General features: G+C 35.2%; 22 protein-coding genes and 6 tRNA genes. 2 read left to right on the top strand and 26 right to left on the bottom strand.

Annotated features, from left to right (window positions below):
- Nucleotides 1–33: 33 nt before the first annotated feature.
- The 13 genes from tsaE to BG261_RS10975 form a co-directional block, all read right to left on the bottom strand.
- A complete protein-coding gene (tsaE, locus tag BG261_RS10920) occupies nucleotides 34–471 on the bottom strand; it encodes a tRNA (adenosine(37)-N6)-threonylcarbamoyltransferase complex ATPase subunit type 1 TsaE (RefSeq protein ID WP_070793355.1) in 438 nt (145 codons plus the stop codon).
- Between the two features lie 156 nt (nucleotides 472–627).
- Complete coding sequence (gene typA, locus BG261_RS10925) at nucleotides 628–2,475, bottom strand: translational GTPase TypA (protein WP_070793356.1); 1,848 nt, start codon at nucleotides 2,473–2,475, stop codon at nucleotides 628–630.
- Between the two features lie 201 nt (nucleotides 2,476–2,676).
- Entirely contained in the window at nucleotides 2,677–5,349 is a 2,673-nt protein-coding gene (locus tag BG261_RS10930; RefSeq protein ID WP_070793357.1) for a calcium-translocating P-type ATPase, PMCA-type, read from the bottom strand.
- Nucleotides 5,350–5,557: 208 nt separating this feature from the next.
- Complete coding sequence (locus BG261_RS10935; RefSeq protein WP_070793358.1) at nucleotides 5,558–6,940, bottom strand: oxaloacetate decarboxylase subunit alpha; 1,383 nt, start codon at nucleotides 6,938–6,940, stop codon at nucleotides 5,558–5,560.
- The gene (gene citX, locus BG261_RS10940; protein ID WP_070793359.1) at nucleotides 6,933–7,463 is read right to left on the bottom strand and encodes a citrate lyase holo-[acyl-carrier protein] synthase; all 531 of its coding nucleotides are present in this window, start codon (nucleotides 7,461–7,463) and stop codon (nucleotides 6,933–6,935) included. Before citX ends, BG261_RS10935 begins: the two co-directional genes overlap by 8 nt.
- Nucleotides 7,456–8,988 carry a citrate lyase subunit alpha gene (gene citF, locus BG261_RS10945; RefSeq protein WP_070793360.1) on the bottom strand — a complete coding sequence of 511 codons (1,533 nt, stop codon included), beginning with the start codon at nucleotides 8,986–8,988 and terminating at the stop codon, nucleotides 7,456–7,458. Before citF ends, citX begins: the two co-directional genes overlap by 8 nt.
- A 2-nt stretch (nucleotides 8,989–8,990) precedes the next feature.
- Nucleotides 8,991–9,878 (bottom strand): citrate (pro-3S)-lyase subunit beta, encoded by an 888-nt coding sequence (gene citE / locus BG261_RS10950; RefSeq protein WP_070793361.1) that lies wholly within the window; start codon nucleotides 9,876–9,878, stop codon nucleotides 8,991–8,993.
- Entirely contained in the window at nucleotides 9,866–10,174 is a 309-nt protein-coding gene (gene citD, locus BG261_RS10955) for a citrate lyase acyl carrier protein (RefSeq protein ID WP_070788423.1), read from the bottom strand. Before citD ends, citE begins: the two co-directional genes overlap by 13 nt.
- A 10-nt stretch (nucleotides 10,175–10,184) precedes the next feature.
- On the bottom strand, nucleotides 10,185–11,189 hold the full coding sequence (citC, locus tag BG261_RS10960) for a [citrate (pro-3S)-lyase] ligase (protein WP_070793362.1): 1,005 nt from the start codon (nucleotides 11,187–11,189) through the stop codon (nucleotides 10,185–10,187).
- A 32-nt stretch (nucleotides 11,190–11,221) separates the two neighbouring features.
- On the bottom strand, nucleotides 11,222–11,356 hold the full coding sequence (locus BG261_RS11705; protein WP_099098659.1) for an OadG-related small transporter subunit: 135 nt from the start codon (nucleotides 11,354–11,356) through the stop codon (nucleotides 11,222–11,224).
- 12 nt (nucleotides 11,357–11,368) lie between these two features.
- Nucleotides 11,369–12,484 carry a sodium ion-translocating decarboxylase subunit beta gene (locus BG261_RS10965; protein WP_070793363.1) on the bottom strand — a complete coding sequence of 372 codons (1,116 nt, stop codon included), beginning with the start codon at nucleotides 12,482–12,484 and terminating at the stop codon, nucleotides 11,369–11,371.
- 30 nt (nucleotides 12,485–12,514) lie between these two features.
- Nucleotides 12,515–12,913, bottom strand: coding sequence for an acetyl-CoA carboxylase biotin carboxyl carrier protein subunit (locus BG261_RS10970; protein ID WP_070793364.1), 399 nt, complete (start codon nucleotides 12,911–12,913; stop codon nucleotides 12,515–12,517).
- A gap of 25 nt (nucleotides 12,914–12,938) precedes the next feature.
- A complete protein-coding gene (locus BG261_RS10975) occupies nucleotides 12,939–13,271 on the bottom strand; it encodes a hypothetical protein (RefSeq protein ID WP_070793365.1) in 333 nt (110 codons plus the stop codon).
- Nucleotides 13,272–13,550: 279 nt separating this feature from the next.
- Here BG261_RS10975 and BG261_RS10980 point away from each other — a divergent pair, with 279 nt between their 5' ends.
- Nucleotides 13,551–15,008 carry a CitMHS family transporter gene (locus tag BG261_RS10980; protein WP_070793366.1) on the top strand — a complete coding sequence of 486 codons (1,458 nt, stop codon included), beginning with the start codon at nucleotides 13,551–13,553 and terminating at the stop codon, nucleotides 15,006–15,008.
- Nucleotides 15,009–15,112: 104 nt separating this feature from the next.
- On the opposite strand, the gene BG261_RS10985 is transcribed toward BG261_RS10980, so the two are convergent.
- The 3 genes from BG261_RS10985 to BG261_RS10995 all read right to left on the bottom strand — a co-directional run bounded on the left by BG261_RS10985 (nucleotide 15,113) and on the right by BG261_RS10995 (nucleotide 17,592).
- Nucleotides 15,113–15,949, bottom strand: a complete 837-nt coding sequence (locus BG261_RS10985; protein WP_070793367.1) for a triphosphoribosyl-dephospho-CoA synthase — start codon at nucleotides 15,947–15,949, stop codon at nucleotides 15,113–15,115.
- Complete coding sequence (locus BG261_RS10990; RefSeq protein ID WP_070793368.1) at nucleotides 15,939–16,646, bottom strand: GntR family transcriptional regulator; 708 nt, start codon at nucleotides 16,644–16,646, stop codon at nucleotides 15,939–15,941. The genes BG261_RS10985 and BG261_RS10990 overlap by 11 nt, the downstream gene beginning before the upstream one ends.
- Nucleotides 16,647–16,746: 100 nt before the next feature.
- Complete coding sequence (locus tag BG261_RS10995; RefSeq protein ID WP_070793369.1) at nucleotides 16,747–17,592, bottom strand: aldo/keto reductase; 846 nt, start codon at nucleotides 17,590–17,592, stop codon at nucleotides 16,747–16,749.
- Between the two features lie 109 nt (nucleotides 17,593–17,701).
- On the opposite strand from BG261_RS10995, the gene BG261_RS11000 reads away from it, so the two are divergent.
- Nucleotides 17,702–18,175 (top strand): S-ribosylhomocysteine lyase, encoded by a 474-nt coding sequence (locus BG261_RS11000; RefSeq protein WP_070793370.1) that lies wholly within the window; start codon nucleotides 17,702–17,704, stop codon nucleotides 18,173–18,175.
- 63 nt (nucleotides 18,176–18,238) lie between these two features.
- Here the strand turns inward: BG261_RS11000 and BG261_RS11005 are convergent, their stop codons facing one another.
- The 10 genes from BG261_RS11005 to BG261_RS11050 all read right to left on the bottom strand — a co-directional run bounded on the left by BG261_RS11005 (nucleotide 18,239) and on the right by BG261_RS11050 (nucleotide 22,353).
- Nucleotides 18,239–19,435, bottom strand: a complete 1,197-nt coding sequence (locus BG261_RS11005) for a phosphoglycerate kinase (protein WP_070793371.1) — start codon at nucleotides 19,433–19,435, stop codon at nucleotides 18,239–18,241.
- Between the two features lie 148 nt (nucleotides 19,436–19,583).
- The gene (locus BG261_RS11010) at nucleotides 19,584–19,934 is read right to left on the bottom strand and encodes a zinc ribbon domain-containing protein YjdM (RefSeq protein WP_070793372.1); all 351 of its coding nucleotides are present in this window, start codon (nucleotides 19,932–19,934) and stop codon (nucleotides 19,584–19,586) included.
- A gap of 63 nt (nucleotides 19,935–19,997) precedes the next feature.
- Nucleotides 19,998–21,011, bottom strand: a complete 1,014-nt coding sequence (gene gap, locus BG261_RS11015; protein WP_070793373.1) for a type I glyceraldehyde-3-phosphate dehydrogenase — start codon at nucleotides 21,009–21,011, stop codon at nucleotides 19,998–20,000.
- A 176-nt stretch (nucleotides 21,012–21,187) separates the two neighbouring features.
- The gene (locus BG261_RS11020) at nucleotides 21,188–21,739 is read right to left on the bottom strand and encodes a DUF536 domain-containing protein (protein ID WP_070793374.1); all 552 of its coding nucleotides are present in this window, start codon (nucleotides 21,737–21,739) and stop codon (nucleotides 21,188–21,190) included.
- Between the two features lie 86 nt (nucleotides 21,740–21,825).
- A tRNA-Leu gene (locus BG261_RS11025) sits at nucleotides 21,826–21,909 on the bottom strand.
- Between the two features lie 16 nt (nucleotides 21,910–21,925).
- Nucleotides 21,926–21,997: transfer RNA gene (locus BG261_RS11030), tRNA-Gln, on the bottom strand.
- Nucleotides 21,998–22,005: 8 nt separating this feature from the next.
- Nucleotides 22,006–22,078 (bottom strand) — tRNA-His (locus tag BG261_RS11035).
- A gap of 11 nt (nucleotides 22,079–22,089) precedes the next feature.
- A tRNA-Trp gene (locus tag BG261_RS11040) sits at nucleotides 22,090–22,160 on the bottom strand.
- Between the two features lie 6 nt (nucleotides 22,161–22,166).
- Nucleotides 22,167–22,247 (bottom strand) — tRNA-Tyr (locus tag BG261_RS11045).
- A 33-nt stretch (nucleotides 22,248–22,280) separates the two neighbouring features.
- Nucleotides 22,281–22,353: transfer RNA gene (locus tag BG261_RS11050), tRNA-Asp, on the bottom strand.
- Nucleotides 22,354–22,387: the final 34 nt, after the last annotated feature.

The raw sequence follows: 22,387 nt of genomic DNA on the forward strand, positions 1-22,387 counted from the left end.
AACAAAATCTTTCTCTTTGTAATAAAAAGTTAATTACTTCTGGTAATTTTGAGGTAAAAATCTTTCATAACTATCTCCATGGGCAACTAAGGTTACATCTCTACCCTCATCATCTCTTTCAAAAATGATTTCCAAATACTCTTTTGGAAGATCTGCTTCCAATAGATTTCCCCATTCAATTACTGTTACTCCATCACCAAAAATATAAGAATCTAAATCAATTGAATCTGGGTCATCTCCTATTCTGTATACATCCATATGATAAAGAGGTAATCTTCCTTCATACTCCCTAACTATGGTATAAGTAGGGCTTTTAATCATCTGATTAATACCCAAGCCTTTTCCAAGGCCTTTAGTAAAAGTAGTCTTTCCCACTCCAAGGTCACCTGTCAATATAATGACATCACCTACATTTAATTTATGAGCTAAACCTTCAGCAAAAGTTAGCATATCATTTTCATTTAATTTCATATATTATATTTTATCAAAATTATGGACACATTTCACGATATTTAAGTTTATTTTAAAATGGAAATATTTGATGTACATACATCTATACGAAATTTAAACAAAATTTTATCGAAAAAAAGATGTGATAAACTCACACCTTTGAAATAGTATTAATGATTATTTTTCTTCAGAATTTTTCTTTTTCTTATTAGCCTTTTCACGTTCAGCTTTGTTAAGAATTTGTTTACGAAGACGAATAGATTCTGGAGTTACTTCCATATACTCATCATCATTCAAGAATTCAAGTGATTCTTCAAGGGTAAGGATTCTTGGAGTTTTAATAACAGAAGTTTGGTCTTTATTAGCAGAACGAACGTTAGTCATTTGTTTTGCTTTTGTGATATTAACTGTTAAATCGTTATCACGACTGTTTTCACCAATAATCATTCCTTCATAAACTTCAGTACCTGGGTTTACAAAGATAGTTCCACGTTCTTCAACTGACATGATAGAGTATGTTGTTGCTTTACCTGTATCAATTGATACAAGAGCTCCACGATTACGGCCACCAATTTCAGCTTGAATAAGAGGTAAGTATTGATCAAATGTATGGTTCATAATACCATATCCACGAGTCATTGAAAGGAAGTCAGTTGAGTATCCGATAAGTCCACGTGCAGGTACAAGGAAAATCAAACGAACTTGACCATTTCCAGCATTTTGCATATCTAGCATTTCACCCTTGCGTTCAGATAAGCTTTGAATGATTGATCCTTGATATTCTTCTGGAGTATCAATTTGAACACGTTCGAATGGTTCACATTTAACGCCATCAATTTCTTTAACAATAACCTCAGGACGAGATACTTGAAGCTCATATCCTTCACGACGCATTGTTTCAATAAGAATAGACAAGTGAAGTTCTCCACGACCAGATACAGTCCAACGGTCAGGAGAATCTGTTGGATCAACTCTAAGCGATACGTCTGTTTGTAATTCAGCTTCTAAACGTTCTTCAACTTTTCTTGAAGTAACAAATTTACCTTCGCGACCTGCAAATGGTGAATTATTTACTAGGAAAGTCATTTGAAGAGTTGGTTCATCAATATGAAGAATCGGAAGTGGTTCAACTGCATCAGTAGGAGTTACAGTTTCTCCAACGAAGATATCAGCCATACCAGAAACAGCAATAAGATCTCCAGCCTTCGCTTCTGGAATTTCACGACGTTCAAGACCAAAGAAACCAAATAACTTAGTTACACGGAAGTTTTGAGTAGTACCGTCAAGTTTTGAAAGAGTAACTTGATCTCCAACTTTAATTTTACCACGGAATACACGTCCAATACCAATACGTCCAACATAATCATTGTAATCAAGTAATGAAACTTGGAATTGTAATGGTTCATCAGAGTTATCGACTGGTGCTGGGATATGTTCGATAATTGTATCGAAAATTGGTGCCATAGTTTCTTCTTGATCAGCAGGATCATCTGAAAGACTAGAAGTACCATTAACTGCTGCTGCGTAAATTACTGGGAAATCTAATTGTTCATCATCAGCTCCAAGTTCAATAAACAGTTCAAGAACTTCATCAACAACTTCAGCTGGACGTGCTGCTGGCTTATCAATTTTATTAACTACAACAATTGGAGTTAATTTTTGATCAAGAGCTTTTTTCAATACAAAACGAGTTTGAGGCATTGTACCTTCGTAGGCATCTACTACTAATACTACACCGTCAACCATTTTCATAATACGTTCAACTTCTCCACCAAAGTCCGCGTGTCCCGGTGTATCCAAGATATTGATACGTGTTCCATTATATGAGACAGCCGTATTTTTAGCTAGGATTGTAATTCCACGTTCTTTTTCAATGGCATTTGAATCCATTGCGCGTTCTTGAAGTGTAAAGTGGTCATCTAATGTATCTGATTGTTTTAATAATTCATCAACCAAAGTAGTTTTACCATGGTCAACGTGGGCTATGATTGCAACGTTGCGAATATCATCACGTAATTTTGTCAATTTTTTTCTTCCTTATATTTTACTTTAACCTAAAAAAGGCTCTTAGGGTAATAAGTATAACAGATTTTTTTCAAAAGTAAAAGCATCATGAATTTACTAGAACAGAAATAGTACGATATCTACCTTCTGGTAATACTGATTAAATTTATAATATATCAAAAAAAGTTAATCAGATTAAACTGATTAACTTTTTAAATGGTTTTATTGTTTTTTATCAAGCCCCATTGCACGTTGAATTGCTTTCACAATTTCAACAATTACAAACATTGATAGACTTCCAATAATTACCGCAGCCCATTGATGACCATCTAAATTAGTAACATGGAATACCTTATTGAATCCTGGGACAACAATAGTAATTGCAAGTAAAACGAATGAAATTAAAATTGAAATATTAAATACTTTAGACTTAAAGAATCCAACTTTAAATAATGATTGATGTACCGATTTAACGTTAAAGGCATGAACTAATTGGATAAGACCAAGTGTTGCATACGCCATAGTTAAAGCATCAGCATGGATAGCATCATATCCTGAATGAACTGGGAACTTAATTCCGTACCAGTAAACACCTAGAGTTAAAGCAGCCTGAAGGATACCTTGATAAATAATAGATGACATTACACCATTTGAGAAAAGACTTGCTTTTCTTCCGCGAGGTTTTTGATCCATAATTCCAGGTTCAACTGGTTCAACACCTAAAGCAATCGCTGGGAAAGTATCTGTAACTAAGTTAATCCACAATAAGTGTACTGGTTTGAGAACATCCCAACCAAACAATGTTGCTAAGAAAATTGTAAGTACTTCTGCTGTGTTAGCTGATAGTAAATACTGAACAGTTTTTTGAATATTTGAGAATACTTTACGTCCCTCTTCAACTGCAACGATAATTGTTGCAAAGTTGTCATCCGCAAGTACCATATCCGAAGCACCTTTAGATACTTCTGTACCAGTGATACCCATACCAATTCCAATATCGGCTGTCTTAAGCGCTGGTGCATCATTAACACCATCACCAGTCATGGCTACTACTTTACCTTCGTTCTGCCATGCTTTTACAATACGAACTTTATGTTGTGGAGACACACGCGCATACACTGAGTATTGAGACACAGCTTTTTGGAACTCTTCATCAGACATCTCATTGAGTTGTGCACCTGTAAGTACATGACTATCTGCTTCTGCATTATCCTCAAGAATTCCTAAACGAATTGCAATAGCTTCCGCTGTATCTTGATGGTCACCAGTAATCATAATTGGACGAATTCCAGCTTCTTTTGCTACTTTAACAGCATCAGCAGCTTCCTTACGTTCTGGGTCAATCATACCAACTAGACCAGCAAAGATTAAATCATTTTCAATAACTTCAGAGCTTAACTCTGGCATTGTGTCTTCAATTTTGTAGGCCATCATCAAAACACGAAGTGCTTGTTTAGCTAAACTCTTATTAATTTTAAGAATCTCTTGTTTATCTGCATCAGTCATTGGTAATACTTGACCATCTACAAGTTTTCTAGTGACGCGTTTTAATAATTGGTCAGGAGCACCTTTAACTGCTATTAAAAGTTTACCATCTGCTTGCTTATGGATTGTAGACATAAGTTTACGATCACTGTCAAATGGTAATTCACCAACACGAGGTTCTTTTTTAAGTGCATCACGAACGTCAAAATTATGATCAAGACCATATTGTACAAGTGCAGTTTCAGTTGGGTCACCGATTAGTTTCCCTTGCTCAGAAATTTTTGTATCGTTTGCATAGTTCATAACTCGTAGAGTCAAATCATCTGAAGGTATTTCATCAGTGGCATCAATTAGCTTACCATTAGTAAATACTTTTTCGATTGTCATTTGGTTCATAGTTAAAGTACCAGTTTTATCACTAGCAATAATCTCTGTCGAACCCAATGTTTCTACCGCTGGTAATTTACGTACAATAGCATTCTTTTTAGATAAAACTTGAGTACCTAATGCAAGTACAATTGTAACAATAGCTGGTAAACCTTCTGGAATTGCAGCAACTGCTAGAGCTACTGAAGTCATCAAAGCTTCAAGAGGATCTTGATGTTGAACAAATACTCCAACTGCAAATGTAACTGCTGCAATTACTAAAATTGCATATGTGAGAATTTTTGAAAGTTTATTCAAGTTAGTCTTAAGCGGAGTTTCAGTTTCATCAGCATTTTGCAAAAGATGAGCAATATGACCAACTTCTGTATTCATACCTGTTGCAACAACAACCCCAGTTCCTCTACCATATGTAACATTTGAATTTTGGTAAGCCATATTAACTCGGTCACCGACTTCAGCATCATCTGCTACGATAGCATCTTGATTTTTATCGACTGGAACTGATTCACCTGTCAGACCTGATTCTTCAATTTGTAAGCTTGCTGTAGTCAATAGTCTCATATCAGCAGGAACAACATCTCCAGCTTCTAAAAGAACAATATCACCAGGAACAAGTAAAGTAGAATCAACTTCTTCAACATGTCCGTTTCTTCGTACACGTGCAATTGGTGTGCTCATTTCCTTCAATGCATCAATTGCTGCTTCTGCCCTGTTTTCTTGAATAACACCAAATACAGCATTAATAATTACCACAGCCATAATGATTATTGCATCGCTAATATCTTTACCACCACTTGTAACAACTGATAAAATAGCAGCAACAATTAGAATAATAATCATCAAGTCTTTGAATTGATCAAGGAACTTTTGAAGTAATGATTTCTTCTTTCCTTCATCTAATTGGTTTTTACCATACTTTTCAAGTCTTGACTCTGCTTCAGCACTAGTTAACCCTTTAGATGTTACTGATAATTCTTGTAATGTTTCCTCACCCGTTTGAGTAAAAAACTTTTTCTCTGACATAATAGTCCTTTCTATTTCACATTGTAAAGTAGAAAAAAAATAGAGACTTGTGGCACGGCCACAAGTCTCACTTTTTAAGATAATACCGGATTACTCGGATTGTCGATATTATCACGTTTACACGTTAGCTACTCCCTTGATGTTTGTAATAATTTTATCAAATTTGGAATTGCTAGTCAATGTACACCAGTGTTCTCTTGTGTTCTTCCTACAGTTTAAGGTCAAAACTTTCAAGTGGTACATCATAGAATTTGTCTTGTAAGCGTCCAAGATAATCCTTAGCTTGTTGAGGGAATAATGCATAGCTTAATACATCTTCCTCATTACGTGCATATGATCCAATTTCTTCACGTGCAGCTGGTAAACCTGGTTCAAGTAAATCAGCAGGACGGACAGTAATAACTGGTTCATCTCCAATAATTTTTTCTTTAACTTCTGGGTCAATTGGTGCTGGTGGGCGACCATATAATCCACGAACGTAGTCTTTTATTTCATTAGGAACTACTTTATAACGTTCACCTGTAATTACATTCATCATAGCTTGAGTACCAACCATTTGTGATAAAGGTGTAACCAATGGAGGATATCCTAGATCTTTTCTTACACGTGGTACTTCTTCAAGAACTTCTTGGTAGCGATCTGCAATTCCTTGTTCAGTCAATTGACTAAGAAGATTAGACAACATTCCTCCAGGTACTTGATAAATAAGGGATTTAGGTTCAATACCCAAAACTTTAATATTCATAGTTCCATTATCTTGGAATCTATCACGCACTACAGAAAAATGATCTGCAATTTTTTCAAGATTGTCCATGTCAAGATCAGTTTCAACCCCTAAGTCTTGTAAGGCAATTGCTACTGATTCTGTAGCGGGCTGACTAGTTCCACCAGCGAAAGGAGAAATAGCAAGGTCGATAATATCTGCACCTGCCTCAACAGCCTTAACATAAGTCATCTCAGAAATACCAGCAGTAGCATGCGTATGGACTTCAAGTGGGACAGAAATTTCATCTTTAATTTTTGTAACCAATTCATATGCAACTCCAGGAGTTAATACTCCGGCCATATCTTTTATACAAATTGAATCAGCGCCAAGATCTTCCATTTCTTTTGCAAGCTTCACAAAGTATGGAACAGTATGCACTGGAGAAGTTGTATATGATATAGCAAGTTGTGCATGACCACCAGCTTTTTTTGTAGCTTCAACTGCAGTTGCTAAATTACGTGTATCATTTAATGCATCAAAAATACGAATTACATCAATTCCATTTTCTACTGACTTTTTACAAAATTCAGCGACAACGTCATCTGGATAATTCTTGTATCCAAGTAAATTTTGTCCACGAAGGAGCATTTGTAACTTAGTATTTTTTGCACCTTTTCTAATAGTTCTTAGACGTTCCCATGGATCTTCATTCAAAAATCTTAAACATGAATCAAATGTTGCTCCACCCCATACTTCCATAGAGTGATATCCAGCTTGATCCATTGTCTCAAGAATTGGTGTCATATCTTCAATCGGCATACGTGTTGCAATCAAACTTTGTTGACCATCACGAAGAACCGTTTCCATTACTTTAACTTTACTCATTAATAACTAGCCTTTCAATTTCTTCTTGTAGCTCTTTAACGCTATGCTTTCTAGATCGGGAACACTCTTTTGCATTCTTTCCGCAAATCAAACATAAGCGTTTTGGAAGTTTGAGATCATCTCTTGAAATCTGGTAAATCACACCATCTTCATCAATCAAGACAACATCTAAATCAAATAACCTATTTAAAGGAGATTCTTCCTCAAGCTTTACTAATTTTCTTTTTATATCTTTTGCATTACCTTTAATAAGCAAAAAAGCTTCTCTACCTGTCTTGATATTAGCGTCATTGACAACAATAACATCTGGAACGAGAAGTTCTTTTACCCTACCTAGCATAGAGTCAAAAATATCAGATAACTGTTCTGAATTTTTGATCTCACCAGGTATGTTCATAGTCATGGAAACCATAACTAAATTTGGATATTTACACAAAAGATCTTTTTGTTTATACGATCTTTTTTCACGAGCATCCAGCATCTCTAATAGAGACACTGGCTTCCCGCTAAATAAATTAGACATTTTTAACTACATCAATCACTGTTCCATCACGATATTCAATAACAGCAACTACTTTATCACCATATTGAATTGGTTCAGGATTACCAACAATAGCATATGCCTTTTCTTTCAATTCTTCAATTGTAAATTGAGGAACGTCAAGATCTTTAAAGTGTTCAATTAAATCTTGACGAAGTGGATTAATTGCAACTCCAACTTCAGTTACAACTACGTCAACACTTGATCCTGGAGTAATAACAGTATTAACTTTATCAACAATTGTTGGGATGCGTCCACGAATAATTGGAGAAATCACCATGCTCATTTTAGAAGCAAATGCTGTATCTGAGTGACCACCAGATGCTCCACGGATAACACCGTCAGAACCTGTCATTACGTTGACATTGAAGTCAGTATCAATTTCAAGTGCAGATAAAATAGCAGTATCAAGTTGATTAATCACTGAACCTTTACTCAAAGCTGAAGCATACATATTAGCATCAATTTCATAGTGATTTTCATTACGTCCTAGTGATAGTCCTGATGGAGCATCGAAGTCTTGAACGTCAATGATTTTTTCAACTAAGCCTTCTTCAAGAAGTTCAACCATTGCATTTGTTATACCACCTAAAGCAAAACTTGCAGTAATACCTTCTTCAAGCATTTTTTCTCTAATAAAACGAGTTACAGCTAGTGAAGAACCACCAGTACCAGTTTGGAATGAGAATCCTTGTTTGAAGTAAGGAGAATTAGTAATTACTTTAGCAGCATATTCTGCAATAAGTAATTCTTTCGGATTTTTAGTAAAACGTGTTGCCCCTGAAGCGATACCTTTAGGGTCTCCAATTGAATCAACAACAACTACATAATCAACATCTGTTTGAGGAATTGAAATTGGTGTATTTGGATAAGGCATCAGGCTATCAGTAATGATAACAACTTGGTCAGCATATTTAGCGTCAACCATAGCATATCCTAAAGATCCACATGGCGCCTTACCTTTAGTACCATTTGCATTACCGTAAGCATCTGAGCTTGGTGCTCCAAGGAAAGCTACGTCAACTTTGATATCTCCACGGGCAACTGCTGCTGCACGACCACCATGTGAACGAATAACAACAGGGTTTTCCATAATTCCTGAAGAGATTGCAGCCCCAACTTTATCACGAAGTCCTGATGATGTAATGTTAGTTACAACACCATTCTTAATATGGTCAATAAGTGGTGCATGAACGTTTGCAATTGAAGATGGTGCAATTGAAATATCTTTAATTCCCATATTAGCGATTTCTTCCATTACCATATTTAAAACTTTATCACCTTCACGGAAATGGTGGTGGAAAGAAATTGTCATACCATCTTTAAGACCAGTTTTTACAATTGCATCATGGATGCTATCAAGTAATTTTTCATCACGTGGTTTTACTGGCTTAATTGTACGACTAGATTCTTCATAAGTATTAATATTAGCTAGTTCACCTTCGTAAACACCATGTTTGCTAACATATTCTTCTGGAATTTCAACTCCAACTTTATTTTTTGTCATGATTAAATTTCCTCCTCAGTAATCAATTTCGCTGCTTTTGCCAAAGCGATTACACGTTGTGCACGTTCTACGATTGGTTTATCAATCATTTTACCGTTAAGTGCAATTACGCCAGAACCTTTAGATTCAGCTTCACGAATTGCCCAAATAACTTCTTTGGCATTTTGAATTTCTTTATCAGTTGGAGCGTAAATTTTGTTTACGATAGGAATTTGGCGAGGGTTAATTACAGATTTACCATCAAATCCTAATTGTTTAATGCGTTCAACTTCAGCAGTGAATCCTTCAACATTATCAACATCAGAATACACAGTATCAATAGCTGCAATTCCAGCTGCACGTGCTGAATGGAGAATCAAGCTACGTGCAAAGAATAATTCATTACCATCAGGGTAACGTTTTGTCTTCATATTTGTAACGTAATCTTCTGCACCAAGTGCAATACCAATTAGACGATCAGAAGCACGAGCTATTTCAGGAGCATTTAAAGTTCCTTCAGCTGACTCGATTGCTGCCATCATTTTAGTAGTTCCGACTGGAATATTGTTTTCTTTTTCAACACGAGTAATAATTTCATCAACATCTACAATGTCTTGTGCTGTTTCTGTCTTTGGTAAACGGATTACGTTAACACCAGCAAGAACCATCGCTTCAACATCAAGGGCTCCCACTGTATCAAGGCCGTTGATACGTACAACTGTTTCAACATTAGAGTAGTCAAATGTTTTCAAAGCAAAATGTACAAGAGTTCTTGCTGAATCTTTTTCTTTTAAAGATACAGCATCTTCAAGGTCAAACATTATTGAATCTGCACCATAAAGTGGAGCATCACGTAGCATCGCAACATTAGCACCTGGTACAAACATCATTGTTCTTCTTAAGCGTTCCATGAGTCAATCTCCTTCCAATCGTATGCATCTACATCTGCAGCACGGTGAACAGCGTTAATTGTACGAGCTTGAACTGTACAATCCAATGCACCTTTGTCAACAGCAGTAACATCAACTGAATCAACTCCTAAGTTAGCCAATGTGTCTTTGATAACTTTACGAATTTGGTTACCAAATTGTTTTTCAACGCTACTTTCAAGATCAATCTTGATTTCGTGTGTGTCATTTGGAGCAATCGTAATCATAATATCACTAGATTCGACTGTTCCAGAAACGGCAGTGTGTTTAATTTCCATTTCCTTCACCTCATAATTCCTTATGTTCTTTAAGATAGTTATATGTAGTAGTTGGTAAAAACTCTCCAAGTAGAATGTAATCGTTTTCTTTTATTGCTGTGCGTACCTTCGTTGCACTAATAACATTGCCACCCACATCAATTCGCGGTAAAACTACTAGTTCAAGTTCATTACCAAAGACTTGCCTCATAGATTCATTGTAGATTTCAGTAACCGCAGAATACGGTTCTTCACCTACAAAACGTTTGGTAATATTTAAAGTTTTTGCAATTCTATCTTTAAATAATTTAGCATCCAAACTTGCTTGTTTCCTTGCTATATCAAGCTCTGCTTCATCCTTTAAAAAGTATGATGGAAACGTAGCAGATGACACTATATAATCAGCAGTTGGTAAAACAGTAACATTATCAAGATGTGCCACTCCAAGTTCAACCATTGCAACTCGATCTTTAGTAGAGAAATAAGATTTATCTTCTGATAAAACAAACACATAAACATGTTCACTCTGACTTGCAGCTGTCTCTATCAAATATTGATGACCCCTAGTAAAAGGATTTGCATTCATTACTATTCCACTTGCTGTTGTGTTTAAATTTACTTTCTTTGATTCCAATAATTTTTCATAATCATTAAAATCAGGAAAGCCTTGTTCCATGAAGATTATCAGATCATTACCGATAATCTTATGGAAACCTAATGAAGTAAATAAATCTTCATTTTCTGGCTTAGTATAAACGAGGAAGTGATTCACTCCCTCAGCCCTCATCTTCTCCAATAAATGGACAAGAATCTGAGTAAGTAGATTTTCAGACTGATAATCTTTACACACTGCAAGACATTTCAGTATCTTACCTTCATATGAACCGGTTGCAACTAATTTGTCATCATCAAATATCCCTACTGAGTAATCTATCTGTTCTTTAGTAGGATTTAATGAACTTTTCTTCATTAGTTCAAGCCATTGATTATAAGTTTTTTTATCTTTATCTAGCCAAATTCTCTTTAAGGAAAGCATATTTATACCATATTTAACCTATATAAATTTAATTATTTATTTTGTGGGAATGCTTTTCCCAAAAGTTTTGATGCTAAGTAGATAATACCTATTACAAGGAATACTCCACCCCATCCATACACTAAAAGCTCTAATGCTTTTTCTAAGTCTGCTACATTTACTGACATGTTTTCCTCCTATTACACTAAGAATGCTAGTACTAATCCACCAGCGATAACTGAAGCTATTTGTCCAGATACGTTTGCTCCTGCTGCTTGCATCAAGATAAAGTTACCAGGATCTTCTTCAGTAGCCATTTGTTGGATTACACGACTTGACATTGGGAAAGCAGAAATACCAGCAGCACCAATCATTGGATTAACTTTTTCTTTCATGAATAGGTTAAGAACTTTTGCAAATAGTACTCCACCAATAGAGTCCATTACGAAGGCAACTAATCCAAGACCGATAACCATTAATGTATCTAATTTCAAGAATTCTTCAAATTGCATCATTACTGAAATTGAAAGACCAAGAACAATACTTATTAAATTAACTAGTTCATTTTGTGCTGAAACTGACAAACGTTCTAATACTCCACATTCACGTAATAAGTTACCAAACATTAGGAAACCAACTAATGGAAGTGAAACTGGTGCAATAAGTCCAGCTACAATTGTTATAACAATTGGGAACAAGATTTTCGCTGTTTGAGAAACAGTACCTGGATGGTATGTCATACGAATTTGACGTTCCTTCTTAGTTGTTACTGCTCTAATAGCAATTGGTTGAATAATTGGTACAAGCGCCATATACGAATACGCGGCAACTGTAATTGCCCCCATATACTTAGAACCTAATGTATTGGCAACAAAGATTGATGTTGGTCCATCTGCTGCTCCAATAATACCTATTGATGCTGCATCTTTAATATCAAATCCAAGGAATACAGCTGCAATAATTGTAAAGAATATACCAAATTGGGCTGCTGCTCCAAAGAATAACATGAATGGACTTTGTAATAAAGGTCCAAAGTCAATCATTGCTCCAATACCAATAAATAGTAATAATGGGAACAATTCTGTTTTAATCCCTGCATCAAATAGTACTTGGAATGGTCCAGGTTCACCACCTGCTGAAAGTACCCCTGAGTCTGGGAAGTTGACCAACATTGTACCTAATCCCATAGGAACTAGCAAAGTTGGTTCATAATCTTTTTTGATACCTAAGTACATTAAAACTGCACCGATGAGCATCATTACAATACGGCCGGGTTCGTGCCCCATACCGATAACTCCTTGTAAAAGTGTGTCCACTTATATCTCCTCTCTTACTCTAAAAAACTACTAAGCAATAGTGATTAACGCATCACCAGGTTGAACCATTTCTCCTTGGTTTACATGAATACCTGTAACTGTTCCTGCTTGAGGAGCAACAATTTCATTTTCCATTTTCATTGCTTCTAAAATCATGATTGGTTGATTTGCAGTAACCGCATCACCAACGTTTACCAAGACTTTTAAGATTGTCCCAGGCATTGGAGCTGTTATAGCATCTGCCCCTGCTGGTGCGCTTGCTACTGGAGCTGCTGGTGCAGGTGTTTCTTCAACTACTGGTGCCGCTGGTGCAACCGCTGCGGGAGCTGGTGCTACTACCGGTGCTGCTGGTGTAACTCCACCAATTTCTTCCATTTCAACTAAATACTTTTCACCATCAACAGTGATTTCAAACTTTCTTAATGCCATTTCTAAATGTCCTCCGTTTAATTAATTAACTTTTTGCCTTTTTTATGCTTGTAATGCTTTGTGTCGAATTGGGAACCATGAAGTTAATAGTGCTTGCTACAATGATTCCTAACTTACGATATTCAGGATTTCTTTTTTCAAGATTCTTTAAGATATATTCTTTACCATTATCGTCATATTTAGCAATAGAACTAGCTATCAAAGCTATCTTACGTCTCTCATCAGGATCATCTACCTTGATCCATTTAGGAATTGTTTCCCAGTTATCGTCTTCTTTTTCTCGAACAGCAACTTGTTGTGAAACAGTTACGCTGTTTTCTTGTGCTTTTTTTCCAAAAAGATTACTAAAAAATCCCATTCAGACTCCTTTCTATATTTTGTATTATTAGACATATCTTTATTTTAACCCTTTTGCTTGAAAACGCCAACATTTTACTTGTTCTACCTGTGTTTTTTTGTGTTTCATATACGAAATCTACTATTTAAAACAAATAAAATTAATTTCCAAATTTGCATCAAAAACATTGTTTTTTTCGTGTTCTTTTGAAAGCGTTACCTTTTTTTTACAAAATATAGTTATATAATATGAGTGTAGGTTATTTTGCTAGCAAACAAAAAAAGAAAAAGGAGAAATCTAATGCTTACACTATTAGCTTATCTCATGATTATCTGTTTCATGGCAGTGATTATGACTAAGAAAATGTCAGCCTTTACAGCGTTGACAACAATTCCAATTGTATTTGCAGTTATTGCAATTATTTCTGGACAGGCCCATTTAACGGGATCTACTAAAGGGAATATTAAAATCCTTAAAGCCTTAGCAGGTGAAGGTGCAAAAGAAGTTCCTAAATCAATGGATATCCATATGGGTGACCTTGGAACTTTAATTCTTGAAGGTATCAAGAGTGTATCTGTCACTGGTATCATGCTATTATTCGCAATTCTTTTCTTCTCAACAATGCTTGATGCAGGTCTATTTGACCCAATCACTGAGAAAATGGTTTTCTTTGCAAAAGGTGACCCTAAGAGAGTTTTGATGGCAACAGCAGTTGTTGCTGCAGCAGTTTCACTTAATGGTGACGGAACTACTACTACACTTATTTGTTGTTCTGCATTCCTACCTATCTACGATCGCTTAGGAATGAAACGCATGAACTTAGCTGTTTTAGTTATTCTTCAAAATACTATCATGAACTTGCTTCCTTGGGGTGGTCCAACAGCTCGTGCAATGTCAGTTCTAGACGTTGGTGGTGACATCCTTACTTTCCTTCTTCCAGGTATGATTCTTTCATTAGCATACATGATCTTCTTCGTTGCGAACCGTATGGGTAACCAAGAACGTAAACGCTTAGGAGTTAAAGAATTATCTGATGCTGAACTTAGAGAATTAACAGTTATTTCTGATGAAGAAACTCTTGCAATTCGTCGTCCAAAAAACTGGGCTTTCAATGCTATTCTAACTGTCGGCTTAATCGCATGGTTGGTTGCTGGATCATTTATTCCTGCAATTGAAGTTCCACCTGCAGTATTATTCCTTGTAGCTACTTCAGTAGCTTTACTTGTTAACTATCCAAACCTTAAAGACCAAGGTAAACGTATTGGTGCAAATGGTGGAGATGCAGTTCAAGTTATTATCCTAGTATTCGGTGCTGGAGTTCTTATGGGACTATTCAACGGTACTGGTATGGCTGATGCAATCGCAAACAACTTAACAACAATCATTCCTAAATCACTTGGTGGTTTCTGGGGTATCGTAGTTGCTATCGTTTCTGCTCCTGGTACATTCTTCATTTCAAATGATGGATTCTACTACGGAGTTATGCCAGCACTTGCTAAAGCAGGTAATGAGTATGGATTCGATAACATGCATATGGCAGTAGCGTCACTAATGGGACAAGCATTCCACTTATTAAGCCCGCTAGTAGCATTCATTTACCTATTACTTCGTCTTACTGAAGTTGATATGGGTGAATGGCAAAAAGAAGCTGGTAAATATGCAATCGGTATTTTCGTAATCTTCCTAGGAACTTCATTAATCCTTGGAACACTTACAAATGGTGCTTGGGGAATTCCATTCTTCATCGCTCCAAAATAATAATTAACTTTTAAAACCATCCTCCTGGATGGTTTTTTCATATATACATAACAATAGAGAGACAGTTAGTTAAACTGTCTCTCTATTGTTATGTATATTAATAATCAACTTAAATTTAATCTATTCAAGAAATATATTATAGCAAGTAAATCTGCACTTCCACCAGGACTTAAATTCTTCTCAATAAATTTTTCATCCATTTTAATCATGTGTTTTTCAAAATCTTGAAAATCTGAATTTAAAAGTTCACTAGAAAGATTTTGTGCATATTTGAGACCTTCCCTTCCACCACGATGTAAAAGATTTGCATCTTCTGCGAAAAGAATAATTTCTAATAGTAACTTATGCCAATAAAACTTATCCGTTTCATCAATTGAAGTATTTTCCAAAAGTCTTTTAACCGTGGGATACCCCATTATAGCTTCTCCCCGTACTCCTTTTGCTCCATACTTTTTGTAAGTACTTATACCATTAGTCAAGTTTTCTCTTTCAAAATCGTTCATTAAACCATCTGACAGTTGTTTTATTATATCAAATAGTTCATCTTTGCGAACAGATATTGATGGACCATTTTTCTTGAATATATAACCTAAAGCACCAAGAAATAATGCAAAAGTAAAATTTGCTCCTTTATGAGTATTTACTCCATTAGTAGCTTCAAACATTGCTTCTTCCGCAAGTATTCCTTCATCTCGTAATTTTGTAAATAAGGAACCGAAATCATCATCTGCATGCTCATAACCTAACTTAGCATAATTTATAAAATAAGGTAATAAAGCATCTGCACTAGATAAGAAAGTATCCAAACTCATATCAGAGTGAGAACCATTATTTCTTTCGTCCACTAGTCCTGGTTTAGGTGAAAGTCTAACTTCAAAAATTAATGCATTATATGCAGCATGAGAAATTGATTCTAGTTCTTTTTTTGCACTAGTTAACATTTTCTTCCTCATCGTCAATAACACTTACAATAAAGTCCGCACTTGATCCCAAATGCTTATCAATTAATCTTTCAATCTCCGGTTCATTTTGTTCAAGCATTAAATTATAGATTTCCCTATGTTCATCAATTGCTTGCTTAGTTCTTGAGTCAGAAATAGTTGTTATTTCATGGAAATATAATTGATAAACCTTAAGTGTTTCAATAATATTTTGAATACGGAACATTCTAGCCTTCTCAAAAATTAAATTATTAAATTCTTTAAAATTTTGTCTAATTAAATCAAATTCACCTTTTTCATAGAATTCCTCAGCATCACTAACGATTTTTTCTAGTTCAGCAAAATCTGATTTAGTCATCTTCTTACTGGCTTCAATAGTTGCTAGCGTTTCAAAAGACTTTCTGATTGCGAAAATTTCTTGAACATCACTCTGAGTTATGCCTAGAACGACTGCCCCGTTCTTATTTCCCAAACCATAAGCAACTAACTTTTCAGTTTCAAGTTGCTTAAGAGCTTGTCTTATAGGTGTACGTGAAATATTTGAATAGACCGATATTTGTTTCTCATTTATTCTTGTTCCTGCAGGAATTTTCCCTGTAATAATCATCTTATAAAATGCATCATATACGATTTCATGAAGGGATTTATCTAAGGAAAGATCTAAATGTGACAAGAATAATTCTGTAACTTGATTCATAATTCTACCCTCTATATTAAAATACAGGTTAGATTATCTAACCCATATTATTATTATAAACTAAATAACGAAATTTTAAAACACTCTTAGTACACTTTTCTCAAAAATCAGTGTTATCAGGATTTAGAGAAAGTTTACCTTCATCAAGTCCATCCAAAATATTAATTTCATCCATTGTTAAATCAAAATCAAATAATTCAGCATTTTGAATAATTCTTGACTCTGTTACAGATTTTGGAAGTGGTAAAAATCCTTTATCAAGTGACCATCTAAGCGCAATTTGTGCAGTAGATTTATTGTATTTTTCTGCAATTTCCATAAGAGTTGGTAATTCAAGAATTTTACCAGTTCCAAGTGGAGAATAAGCTTCTGTTAAGATGCCATTTTCTTTGTTAAATTTAACAATATCTTTTTGTTGATCGCTTGGATTTAAATAAATTTGATTAACAGAAGGTTTTATTTTTGCAGTAGCAAGTAATGGTCTCAAATGTCTTTCGTGGAAATTTGATACACCAATTGATTTAATTTTTCCATCTTCAACGGCATCTTCCATTGCTCTCCAAACATCAGCATTTCTCTTTTCATTGTTTGGACGATTAGCCTTTGGATTTGGCCAATGTATTAAGTACAAATCCAAATAATCCAATCCTAATTTTTCAAGACTAGTATCAATAGCTTTTTTAGCATCATCATAAGTAATTGCATCATTCCATAACTTTGTTGTTACAAAAATTTCATCACGCGGAATACCTGATTTTGCAATAGCTTGCCCTACTGATTCTTCATTTCCATATATTGCAGCTGTATCAATATGTCTGTAACCTGCTTTTAGTGCAGTTGCAACTGATTCTTCTGCAACATCCCCAGCTGGTGTTTGCCAAGTACCAAATCCAACAACTGGGATTTTTTCACCATTTGATAAAGTATATGTGTCAGTTAAAGTCATTACAATCCTCCTATTTTCTTTTCTTTATTTTATAATTAATCTTTCTCTTTTACAAAAAAATTGAACTAATTTTGCTATAATTAACTTATCAACAAAAAGGAGATATATTATGGCAGAAGTAGAAAGCTTCCAACTTGATCATACAAAAGTATTAGCACCATATGTACGTTTAATTTCAACTGAAACTGGACCAAAAGGAGATATCATTACAAACTTTGATATCCGCTTAGTTCAACCAAATGAACAAGAAATCCCAACAGCAGGAATTCATACTATTGAGCACCTTTTAGCTAGTCTAATAAGAGATAGAATGGATGGACTGATTGATTGCAGCCCATTTGGTTGTCGTACTGGTTTTCATTTAATTGCTTGGGGTGATAAAACAAGTAAAGAGATTGCAAGTGTTATTAAATCATCACTTGAAGAAATTGCTAATATAACAAAATGGGAAGATGTTCCAGGTACAACTATAGAATCGTGTGGTAATTACCGTGATCATTCACTTTGGACAGCTAAAGAATGGTCAAAACTTATTCTTGAAAGAGGAATTTCAACTGATGCTTTCGAAAGAAAAGTAATTTAAATAAATTTAGGAAAATAAAAAAAAGAATCTTGAGAAATCAAGACTCTTTTTTTATTTAATAAATTATTTTTCAGTAAGTGCAGCAAGGCCTGGAAGTGTTTTACCTTCAAGTAATTCCATAGATGCACCACCACCAGTAGAAATCCATGAGAATCTATCAGCATAGCCTAAGTTAATTGCAGCTGCTGCAGAATCTCCTCCACCGATAATTGATTTACAATCTGGTTGAGATACAATAGCATCCATTACACCAATAGTTCCTGCTTGGAAATCAGGGTTTTCAAATACACCCATAGGTCCATTCCATACTACTGTTTTAGCTCCATCAATTTCTTTAGCAAATTTTTCAATTGATTTAGGACCAATATCAAGACCTAGGAATCCTTTATCTACTGCTTCCCCTTCAGTATCTTTAACTTCAGTATATCCAGCGAAGGCATTTGCTTCTTTTGAATCCACTGGTAAGATCAATTTACCATTTGATTTTTCAAGAAGTTCTTTTGCAAGATCAAGTTTATCTTCTTCAACTAAAGAATCACCAATTTCAATACCTTGAGCCTTGTAGAATGTATAAGTCATACCACCACCGATAAGTACTTTATCAGCTTTTTCAAGAAGATTTTCGATTACACCGATTTTATCAGAAACTTTTGATCCACCTAGAATTGCCACAAACGGACGTACTGGTGCTTCAACAGCTTCTTGAATATATGCAATTTCGTTTTCTAAAAGGAAACCAGCAACAGCTTTATCAACGTTTTCAGAAATACCAACGTTTGAAGCATGTGCACGGTGTGCAGTACCGAATGCATCGTTAACAAAGATTCCATCACCTAAGCCAGCCCAATATTTAGCAAGTTCAGGGTCATTTCCAGATTCTTTTTTACCATCTACATCTTCAAAACGAGTATTTTCTACAAGCAGTACTTGACCATCTTCTAAACCATCAATAGCTGCTTCAAGTTCAGCACCACGAGTAGCAGGTACAAATACAACTTCTTGACCAAGTTTAGATGATAAATCTTTAGCTACAGGAGCAAGTGATTTACCTTCTTTATCTTCTTCTGTTTTTACACGACCTAAGTGTGAGAATAAGATTGCACGTCCACCATTATCAGTAATGTATTTAATTGTTGGAAGAGCTGCTGTAATACGATTATCGTTTGTAATAACGCCATCTTTCAAAGGAACATTAAAGTCTACACGTACTAATACTTTTTTTCCTTTAAGATCAACATCTTTAACTGTTAATTTAGCCATTTTTTCTCCTTTTGTTTTAAAATCAAATGATTTTTTATTATCTTATATACAAGCTTATTATATCACAAACTTGATTTTTGTTAAGTAAAATATAAAAGTTTAAAATTCTCAATAATTAACTTTTATTCATAATACTTGGATTACATAATTATTTTGAAAGTTTAACAACTGAACCCTTTAAACCAATAGACCCAAAACCATCAATTTTAGAATCTATAAAATGTTCATTCTTTCCAAATTCATTGATACGAATATTTTTTACTTTTGTACCCTTCTTGATAGGTTTAGGCATTCCTTTAACAGGTAAATCTTTAATGATAACAACACTATCACCAGTTTTTAATTGATTACCTTCACTATCAAGTACAACAAATTTATCTTCAGTATTACTTAAATCATCTTGCGAAAATTCCGCACCACATTCTGAACAACCAAATGTAGTATCAGATAGTTCATATGTGTATTCGCTAGAGCAAGATGGACATTTTGGTGTTTCCATTTTTCTCCTTAAAAAAACGAGAAAGCTAGAAAGCCTTCCCGTTAAGATCGTCAATAAGGTTTCTTATTTAGCGATTTTTGCAAAGTATTCAAGAGTACGAACTAATTGTGATGTATAAGACATTTCGTTATCGTACCAAGATACAGTTTTAACTAATTGAGCGTTGTCATCACCAGTGATGATTTCAGTTTGAGTAGCATCAAATAATGAACCAAATGACATACCAACGATATCGCTTGAAACGATTTCATCAGTGTTATATCCGTAAGATTCGTTAGCTGCTTCTTCCATAACTTTGTTTACTTCATCAACAGTAACTTCTTTACCAAGAATACTTACTAATTCAGTAAGAGATCCAGTTGGAACTGGTACACGTTGTGCATGTCCAGAAAGTTTACCATTTAATTCAGGGATTACTAAACCGATAGCTTTAGCAGCACCAGTTGAGTTAGGAACGATATTTACAGCTGCTGCACGAGCACGACGGAAGTCTCCACCACGGTGAGGTCCATCAAGAAGCATTTGGTCACCAGTGTATCCGTGAACTGTAGTCATAGTACCAGCTTTAAGACCAAAGTTTTTGTTCAAAGCATCAGCCATTGGTGCAAGACAGTTAGTAGTACATGAACCAGCTGAAATTACTGTTTCAGAACCATCAAGAATGTCATGGTTAGTGTTAAATACGATAGTTTTAACATCAGCTCCACCAGGTGCAGTAATAACTACTTTTTTAGCTCCATTTTCATGTAAATGAAGTTCAGCTTTTTCTTTAGATGCGAAGAAACCAGTTGCTTCTAAAACGATTTCAACACCGTCAGCTGCCCAGTCAATATTTTTAGGATCAGATTCAGCAGAAACTTTAACAAATTTTCCGTTTACGTCAAATCCACCTTCTTCAACTTCAACAGTTCCGTTGAAACGTCCTTGAGTTGAATCGTATTTTAATAAATGAGCAAGCATTTCAGGGTTTGTAAGGTCATTGATACGTGCTACTTCAACACCATCAATGTCTTGAATACGACGAAAAGCAAGACGTCCAATACGTCCAAAACCGTTGATACCAACTTTAACTACCATAATGTAGATTTCCTCCTTATTGAAAATCAAAAATTTTTTTAATGGGTACAAAAGTCCCCATGCACTTTGGTAAGTAATTAACTTACATGACTATGATAACATTTTTACAATAAAATGCAACAATAAATCTTATATATGTATTACAATAAAAAAAGAAAAATCATACAGTTGATTTGTTAATCTACTGTATTATCTTTCTTTTTTGGCTTGAAAATTCTTGCAAAAAACCCTTTGCTTTGTTCTTCACTGATGTTAGTCTTTAATTTCTCAGCATCTTCTCTTAATTGCTCAGTATCGATTCTTAGTTGTTCGCTATCAGCCATTGCCTTTGCAGTTAATTGTTGCTGCTGATCAAGTTGTTTATCCTTTTCAGAAATTTGTTGATCCTTAATAGATAATTGTTCATCCTTTGTCGCTAATTGAGAATCTTTAACTCTTAATTGCTCATTCAAACGTCTAATTTCAGCATTTTTATCTTCCATTAAATTTGAAATTAAAATATTCATACTATATTCAGAAGCATTCGCTTCATCAAACTCTGTTGTTTGAACGATAACTTTCTTATCATAAATTTTTTCTAATTCTCTAATTCCTTTGACATTTACAACAGTAGTACCCTTTTCGTTTTTTTCAACAAATTCACCAGGTAATTTTTTTACTCTATTATTCATTGCTTGCCTTGTCACACCAAAAAGATCAGATAATTCGCTTACAGTTTTTAAATCCATAACTCTCTCCTCAAATTAATATATAAATTATAACATTAAATTTAAAATAAAAAAATAGACGTTACAAACAGCAACGTCATTGTCTATACCGGCGGCCGGGGTCGAACCGGCACGTCCTCGCGGACACTGGATTTTGAGTCCAGCGCGTCTGCCAATTCCGCCACGCCGGCATACATAAAAATAAAACTGGGGTAGCTGGATTCGAACCAACGCATGAGGGAGTCAAAGTCCCTTGCCTTACCGCTTGGCTATACCCCAATAAAATAGGCGAGTGATGGGGATCGAACCCACGCATGCCAGAGCCACAATCTGGTGTGTTAACCACTTCACCACACCCGCCATTTTATTAACACGGGCAGCAGGAATTGAACCCACACCAAAGGTTTTGGAGACCTTTGTTCTACCTTTAAACTATGCCCGTTAATTATGGAAGGGGAGGGATTCGAACCCCCGAACCCGAAGGAGCGGATTTACAGTCCGCCGCGTTTAGCCACTTCGCTACCCTTCCAAGTATATATATAAACAAATAGAATTGTTCAAACGGTCCCGACGGGAATCGAACCCGCGATCTTCGCCGTGACAGGGCGACGTGATAACCGCTACACCACGGGACCATTATCATGGGAGTTAACGGGTTCGAACCGCTGA

Origin of the sequence: Floricoccus tropicus (genome assembly GCF_001832905.1) — a bacterium.
Taxonomy (GTDB): domain Bacteria; phylum Bacillota; class Bacilli; order Lactobacillales; family Streptococcaceae; genus Floricoccus; species Floricoccus tropicus.